Genomic DNA, 6,824 nt, shown 5'->3' with positions numbered 1-6,824 from the left:
CGTGATCCCGCTGGGGCTCGAACCCAGGACCCCAACATTAAAAGTGTTGTGCTCTACCAGCTGAGCTACGGAATCAGTATGTTTTGTTCTGCGTGCGAACTCGTGCTTCCCCAGGGGCTCGAACCCTGGACCCCAACATTAAGAGTGTCGTGCTCTACCAACTGAGCTAGAGAAGCAGGCGGCCCTTTCGGCACTGCAAAAGTAGACAAAATTTCGAACCGAGCAAAAAAATCGATCGAAAAAACGCAAAAAACACACCGGATATGACCGACAGATTGGCCGAAAAGTGGGTAATTCGGTCGAAAACAGGAGATTAACGAAGCTCTTGACAGTTCGAAAAATATTGCCGATATTTGACATCGACCTCCGAACAGGGGATGAAACCAACCGAATTTGTCATGATAGAGACCGAAACCGACCTCCGGAACGCGACCCTTCGTCAGGTCGCCCAGTTGATGATGAACGCCGCCCGCACAGCTCCGAAAGCCCGCGGCGTCGACCACCTCGAACTCGCGCTGCTCACCGGCGACACCATCGGACACCTCGCCGACCGGCTCGTCGAGATGAGCGCCGGGCCGGGACGCGGCTTTTTCGCCCGCGACGGGGCCAATATCCGCCAAGCGGGCGCAGTCGTCTTGTTCGGCACCCGACGCGCGACACTGGGGCTCGACTGCGGGTGGTGCGGGTTTCCGACCTGTGCGGCCAAGGAACAGCAAGCTCCGGGGGCGCCGTGCGCCTTCAATATGAACGACCTCGGGATTGCCGTGGGGTCGGCAGTCTCGGTCGCTGCCGACCACCGGATGGACTGCCGCGTGATGTACTCGATCGGAGTCGCGGCGCGAGATCTCGACCTGCTGCCGGGCTGCCACGCCGTACTGGGGGTGCCTTTGAGCGCCGGCAGCAAGAACCCTTTCTTCGACCGAAAACCGCTGTGACCGTTATCCGAACCGGTTGCGCAGCCAGGCCCGAACTCTTTTGAGAGTCCGGGCCTGGCTTTTTTCTCCCCGTGCCACGCCCGTCCGATATCTGACAAAAAATTCGACTAATCGGTTTGTATATCTGTCGTTTGCCGAAATAATCGTCACATTTTTCTCTGCGGCCGAATTTCAATCCGGCCGGAAATTTCGTTTCTTTGTGCTACTCGGCAAACCGTACTATTTACCAACCTCTTCATATCATTTTCGACCATGTCCGTCATAGCCTACCTGCGCGTCAGCACCGACAAACAGCACATTGAGAACCAGAAAGAGGAGATCCGTCGATTCGCCCGGATCCGCGACCTCGCCATCGACCGGTGGGTCACCGAAACGGTCAGCGGCAAGACGCGGGACCGAGACCGGAAACTCGGCCCGCTGCTGCGGCGCATGCAGAGCGGAGATACGCTGATCGTGACCGAAATTTCGCGCCTGAGCCGCACGCTCACCGACCTGATGTCGATTCTGGGCCGATGTCTCGAAAAAAACATCGTCCTCTACAGCACCAAAGAAGGATACGCTTTCGACAACAGCATCAACAGCAAGGTGTTGGCTTTCGCTTTCGGCCTCGTGGCCGAGATCGAACACAACCTGATGTCGCTCCGGACGAAAGAAGCGCTCGCTCTCCGCAAGGCCGAAGGCATCCATATCGGACGGCCGTACGGCACGGACGTCAAGAAACGCATCCTGATCGACAACCGCCACGCCATTGCGGACATGTTGCGTCAGGGGCGCACGGTGAGCCACATCTGCCGCACGTTCAATGTCTCGCGCACGGTCTACTACACTTTTCGGCGCGAGTACCGATTCCCGGAATAGCAGACGGGGCAGGACGCCCCGTCTGTTCGGTGAGTCCTGCCCCGTCCGTATTGCCGCCGCCGCTCCTATAGCTCGGCCAACTCGACTTCGCAAATCCGACCGCGATCGCTGAGGATCAGGATGCGCAGGTCGCTCGACGTCGCGCCGTCGAACCGGTAGCGCTCCGTCTCGCCGTTGTTCATCCGGCTCTTGCCGCGCCACACGGGGATGAAGAGACCGCCGCCGCTCGAAAGCTGGATCTCGAACTCCACCGGCTCGCCCTCCGCCCACGCGATCCCGATCTCCGACGGCTTCGCCCCGCTGCGCAACTCATAGGTGATATACTGGTTTTTCGTCCCCTCCCAAGCGGTCTGCGGGTCGCCGTCCACGGTGTAAATCGCCCGCCCGTCGGCCACGCTCGCCGACACCTTCGCCGCCAGCGCCCCCTTGCGCTCCGTCGCCCGCATCTCCCGCAGCCGGCCGGCCTCGACCACCGTAAAGTCGCGCCGCAGCCGGATATCCTCCGACGAGGCGCCGATCATCACCGTGAAGTCGCCCGGCTCCACCGTCCAGTTGTAATCCTTGTCGAGGATCTCCAGGTCGCGCGGACAGAGCTCGAACTCGACTATCCGGCTCTCGCCCGGCTTCAAGTGCACCCGCTCGAAGCCCCGGAGCACCTTTTCGTAGGCCATCACAGAAGAGAGCCGATCATGCAGATAGAGCTGCAAGACTTCGTCCCCGGCCCGGTCGCCGGTATTGGTCACGGTGCACGAGACAGTCAGCCCCTGATAGGGGGTGACCACAGTGTCGGAGAGTTGCAGGTCGCTGTAGGCGAACGTCGTGTAGCTCAGTCCGAAACCGAACGGATACAACGCCCCGTTGACCCGTGCCCGATGGCTGCGCGGCCCGTTGGCTCCCCACGAGTCGCTCTGGGCCGACGGCAGCGTCGGGAAGTTGAACGGAATCTGCCCCACGCTCCGCGGGAAAGTCACCGTCAGCTTGCCGCCCGGATTGTAGTCGCCGAAGAGCACTTCGGCCACCGCCGTCCCCCCGTGCCGCCCCGGATACCACGCCTCCACGATGGCCGGCACATACCGATCCGCCCAGTTGATCGAGAGCGGCCGGCCGTTGATGAGGACGAGAATCACCCGTTTCCCCTGCGCCTTGAGCGGCGTAATAGCTTCCAGCAACTGCTGCTGACGGCCCGGCAGGTCGAGGCTCGACCTCGACTTGTTCTCGCCGCACGTCCTCGTTCCCCCGCCCAAAACCATCACTACGACATCCGCCTCCGCGGCCGCTTTATATGCCACATCGATACTGTCGCGTTCCGCCTGCGTCAGCGGATAGTCCATCAGCTCCGAGTCCGGCCAGTTGTCGTCCACCAGCTCGCACCCCTTGGCATACGCCACCTCGACCCCCTCCGGCACCGCCGCCCGAATGCCCTCCAGCACGCTCACCGGCTCCACGGCGTTGGGCCCGTAACGGGCCGTCACGAAGTCCGTCGCCCGGGCGTTCGGCCCGATGACGGCAATGCGCCGCACACTGTCCCGACAGATCGGCAGCGTGTTCGCCTCGTTCTTGAGCAGCACGATGGACTCCAGCGACATCTGCCGGGCCACCTCCTCGTTCTCCTCGCTGCACACCTCGGCATCCGCCGCCCGCAGGTCGTTTTTATACGGGTTGTCGAACAGGCCGCACAGAAATTTCACCCGCAGAATGTCCCGTACCCTGTCGTCGACCGTCTCCTCGCTCAGCGCCCCCTCGCGCACCAGCTCGCGCAGCGGCACGATGAACGAATCCGGCGACCGGAACGTACACCGCACGTTGAGCCCCGCCTCGACCGCCTGCCTCACCGCCTCCTTCATATCCGCCGCCGTAAAGTGCTTGCTGTAAAGGTATTCCACCGCGTCACTGTCCGACACCACGTAGCCCCGGAACCCATACCTCCCCCTCAACACCTCCGTCAGCCAGTAGCGGCTGCCCTGCACCGGTTCGCCGTCGAAGTCGTTGTACGAGCTCATGATCCCCAGCAGTCCCGCCTCTCGGATCACGCGGCCGAACGGATAGACATGAATCTGCTCCATCTCCCGTCGCGACATCTGGGGGTTGTTCCTCGCCATCCCTTCGCGCGCGCCCTTGCCGTTGCTGTATCCCACGAAGTGTTTGGCCGTAGCCGCCACCCCCTGCGACTGGATGCCGCGCACCAGCTGAATCCCCAGCTCCGCCACCAGGTAAGGCGACTCGCCGTAGACCTCTTCGTAGCGGCCCCACCGCTGGTCGCGCCCCACGTCCAGAATCGGCGCATAGACATTCGTATAGCCCAACGCCCGCGCCTCGCGCCCCTCGATCTCGCCCATCCGGTAGACCAGCTCCCGGTTCCACGTGTGCCCCACCCCCAGTTGGGTGGGGAAATTAGTCGCCTTGAAGCTCTCCACCCCGCGCAGCCCCTCGTTCGTGAAATCGACCGGAATCCCCAGCCGCGTCTCCTCCACAAAGAACCGCTGCACCTCGTTGATCGCCCACGCATGGTTCGACGCCGGCCACACATACGGATTGCTCCGGTTGCGCCGCCCCGGCGGGTAGCCGTTCAGATGCTCGTCGATGGCGCCGATGCCGTCTTTCCAGATGCGGTCGGTCTTCCACTCCGGCTTCGGCAGATCGTCGGTCAGCACGCGGCCGTAGCCGTAGAGCGTAGCCATCTGGGCGGTCTTCTCGTCGAGGTTCATCTGCGAAAGGAGATCTTCCACCCGTCGGTCGACCGGCTGCGTCGGGTCTTCGAAAATATCTTTCTTCCCGTTTTTGTTGAAGTCGATCCATCCGTTTCGGTAGATGTCGCCCCGTGGCTTATACTCGGGACGGATCACCGGTTTTCCCGCTTTGTCGAACCCCTGTGCGGCGGCGCTCCCCGCCAGACATGCACAGAACAGGGCCGGCAAGAGCATGGTCTTTCTTCTCATAAAATCAAAGATTTGGTGTTAGTAGCGGGACAAAGATAGCCACTTTTTCCCTCCACCGCCCCACATCCGGGGTGCGGACACCGGACGCAGAGATATAAAAGGGGATACAAAAAAGCACGGGGAAGAACCACCATCCCCGTGCCCCGCGCCCCGTCTCGCCGGAGGGGGCGCTTCCGAATAAAAACCTTACACTACTAAAGTTTTTACCTGTTATTTATTCACCGGAACCACCTTCGAGACGTACGGCCCCTGTGCCCGGTCCGTCATTTGATATTGGAAAGTACCGTCTGCATTGTAGCAATCCACTGTACCCGGGCCGGTGTATCCGGAATTGATCACGAACAGTTCTTCGGTCAGCGGATTGGCCGAAATGCCGTAGACCGAGTTGCCGGGCGCTTCCGCCAGAAAATCGGCCACGGCGTCGGTCGCCAGATTGATTTTCCGGGACGATCCCGTGTAGGTCTCCCAGCTGAAATGTACGGTGTAGAGGTAGTCTCCGAGCACGGCCATGCTCGACACGGTCACGTCCGGAAAAGTATAATCCACCCTGTTTTGTTTCGGGTCGATCCGATGGAGCCGCGCGTCTTCCAGCATGGTCGTCCACGAGTCGTCGTAGACGGCCGAAGTCGTCAGGTACAACCGCCCGGCGCCGACCGTCAATCCGACGGGATTGGTCGGCGTCGTAATCTGCGCCTCTTCCGTAAATGTCGGAATGTCGATCACCGACACGGTATTTCCTTTGGATTGCAGCCCTGTCGGGGTAGCGTTGTTGGCCACATAGATTTTGTCGTTCCACACGGCGATCCCCTCGCAATACTTGCCGTTCACGGCAGCCGTACCGGTCACGGTCAGGGACAGCGTGTCGATCCGCACGACTTCGCCCTTATACGACGAGACGTAGACTTTTCCGTCGTGCGCCGCCAACGAGCGCGCTCCCTCGACTGCCAACCGTTTCCGGACTTTGCCGTCGGCCGCTCCCAGTACGACCACTTCGCCGCTGCCGTTCAGAGTCACATAGGCCATCGTCCCGTAGATCGTCATGTCGTTGGGCAAATCGCCCAGCTCGTCGCCCGGGTTCTGCATTCCGAAATAATCCGGCGTAAAATGTTTCGTTGCGATGTCGTAATACCCCAATGTCGCGTTTCCGCCGCTCTGCGTACCTTCGTTGAGGACGTAGTATCCGATGGTTTCGGTGGGTTCGTGGGGCAGGGGCACTTTGGGCCCTTTGTCGTCTTTACAGCCGAAGAGCAACAATGCGGCACTGAGTGCCGTCAGGAGGTTGATTTTTTTCATCTTTTTTCGTGTGAGTTAAAAATGGTTTCCAAACGACTTGTGCCGCTGTCGGAAACTGCATCGAACCCGGACGAAAATCGACCTTCCGGCCGGTACGACGATCGTACGGCCGTTCTCTGTCGTTCTTCTCCGCGCACACGAAACCGCGCGCACAGAGATCGACTCTCCTTCTTCGGAAATCCCAGAAAAATAAGGTAAAAAATCGTGGCGTTCTCCGGCTCTAAATCCTCGAAAGCGGACAACAAGGGTACGGCAAGGCAGGTCTTCTGACTTACCCCCGAGCGACGGGCCGCGCCTTCCCATTCCGGAGCGTCTGTCGGCTCAGAGCCGGCGAGAGTCCTCACGAACAGTGGCGTATACAAGATTGCCCGTCACCCGATTTGTCGGTATCGCACACGCGAAGTACCGAGGGGTTCACAGCAGCGGGACTGTCCGGGATTCTCACCCGGTTCCCTTTTGATCGCCGCCCTCCGACCGTCCGTTTCGGAGTGGAGAACTTCGGCGAACCATTGCCGACACAAAGATAGATTTCTTTTTCCGAACTCGCCAAATCTCCCGCCTTCTTTTTTTGTAGAGCGTGGTTCATGCGGGGGATGGCGTACATGAGGATAAGTAGAGGCAGCTGTGCGTTGGAATAGAGGTTGTTAAGACCGAAGCTGTCATAGCGAAACGTAAGTTTCGCCCGTCCCCGCACCCGTTGGGTGCTTTATTAGGATTTTCTCCGCCTTACGTAAGTGGGGCCGTCGGCAGCTTGAGGATGCGTAAGCATCCGTCTAAAGTTTTTCTGGTTCTCTTTGTTCAC

At 60.2% G+C, this 6,824-nt stretch carries 4 protein-coding genes, 2 tRNA genes and 1 riboswitch; of the genes, 2 read left to right on the top strand and 4 right to left on the bottom strand.

The annotated features are described in order from the left end of the window. Positions 1–2: 2 nt before the first annotated feature. Positions 3–75, bottom strand: a tRNA-Lys gene (locus tag Q9S52_RS10175). Positions 76–103: 28 nt separating this feature from the next. Further along, a tRNA-Lys gene (locus Q9S52_RS10170) sits at positions 104–176 on the bottom strand. Positions 177–398: 222 nt separating this feature from the next. Between Q9S52_RS10170 and Q9S52_RS10165 the strand changes: the two genes are divergently transcribed. Together Q9S52_RS10165 and Q9S52_RS10160 are read left to right on the top strand one after the other, a co-directional pair. Further along, complete coding sequence (locus tag Q9S52_RS10165; RefSeq protein ID WP_304709031.1) at positions 399–935, top strand: ferredoxin domain-containing protein; 537 nt, start codon at positions 399–401, stop codon at positions 933–935. Positions 936–1,187: 252 nt separating this feature from the next. After that, positions 1,188–1,793: a recombinase family protein gene (locus tag Q9S52_RS10160; RefSeq protein WP_297623884.1), complete on the top strand. Its 606-nt coding sequence runs from the start codon at positions 1,188–1,190 to the stop codon at positions 1,791–1,793. Positions 1,794–1,858: 65 nt separating this feature from the next. Here the strand turns inward: Q9S52_RS10160 and Q9S52_RS10155 are convergent, their stop codons facing one another. Further along, positions 1,859–4,729, bottom strand: coding sequence for a glycoside hydrolase family 3 N-terminal domain-containing protein (locus Q9S52_RS10155; protein ID WP_304709030.1), 2,871 nt, complete (start codon positions 4,727–4,729; stop codon positions 1,859–1,861). Between the two features lie 210 nt (positions 4,730–4,939). Next, a complete protein-coding gene (locus Q9S52_RS10150; RefSeq protein ID WP_297623878.1) occupies positions 4,940–6,022 on the bottom strand; it encodes a hypothetical protein in 1,083 nt (360 codons plus the stop codon). 238 nt (positions 6,023–6,260) lie between these two features. Next, positions 6,261–6,548, bottom strand: a riboswitch (cobalamin riboswitch). Positions 6,549–6,824 lie beyond the last annotated feature (276 nt).

This window comes from uncultured Rikenella sp. (genome assembly GCF_948810725.1).
GTDB lineage: Bacteria > Bacteroidota > Bacteroidia > Bacteroidales > Rikenellaceae > Rikenella.
Note: the sequence above shows the minus strand (reverse complement) of the source record. Positions and strands in the feature narration are given on the sequence as shown.

What these genes read in the sequence shown, in the direction of transcription:
- Q9S52_RS10165 (WP_304709031.1), top strand. Translation starts at nt 399, where the DNA reads ATGATAGAGACCGAAACCGACCTCCGGAACGCGACCCTTCGTCAGGTC.
- Q9S52_RS10160 (WP_297623884.1), top strand. Translation starts at nt 1,188, where the DNA reads ATGTCCGTCATAGCCTACCTGCGCGTCAGCACCGACAAACAGCACATT.
- Q9S52_RS10155 (WP_304709030.1), bottom strand. Translation starts at nt 4,729, where the DNA reads ATGAGAAGAAAGACCATGCTCTTGCCGGCCCTGTTCTGTGCATGTCTG.
- Q9S52_RS10150 (WP_297623878.1), bottom strand. Translation starts at nt 6,022, where the DNA reads ATGAAAAAAATCAACCTCCTGACGGCACTCAGTGCCGCATTGTTGCTC.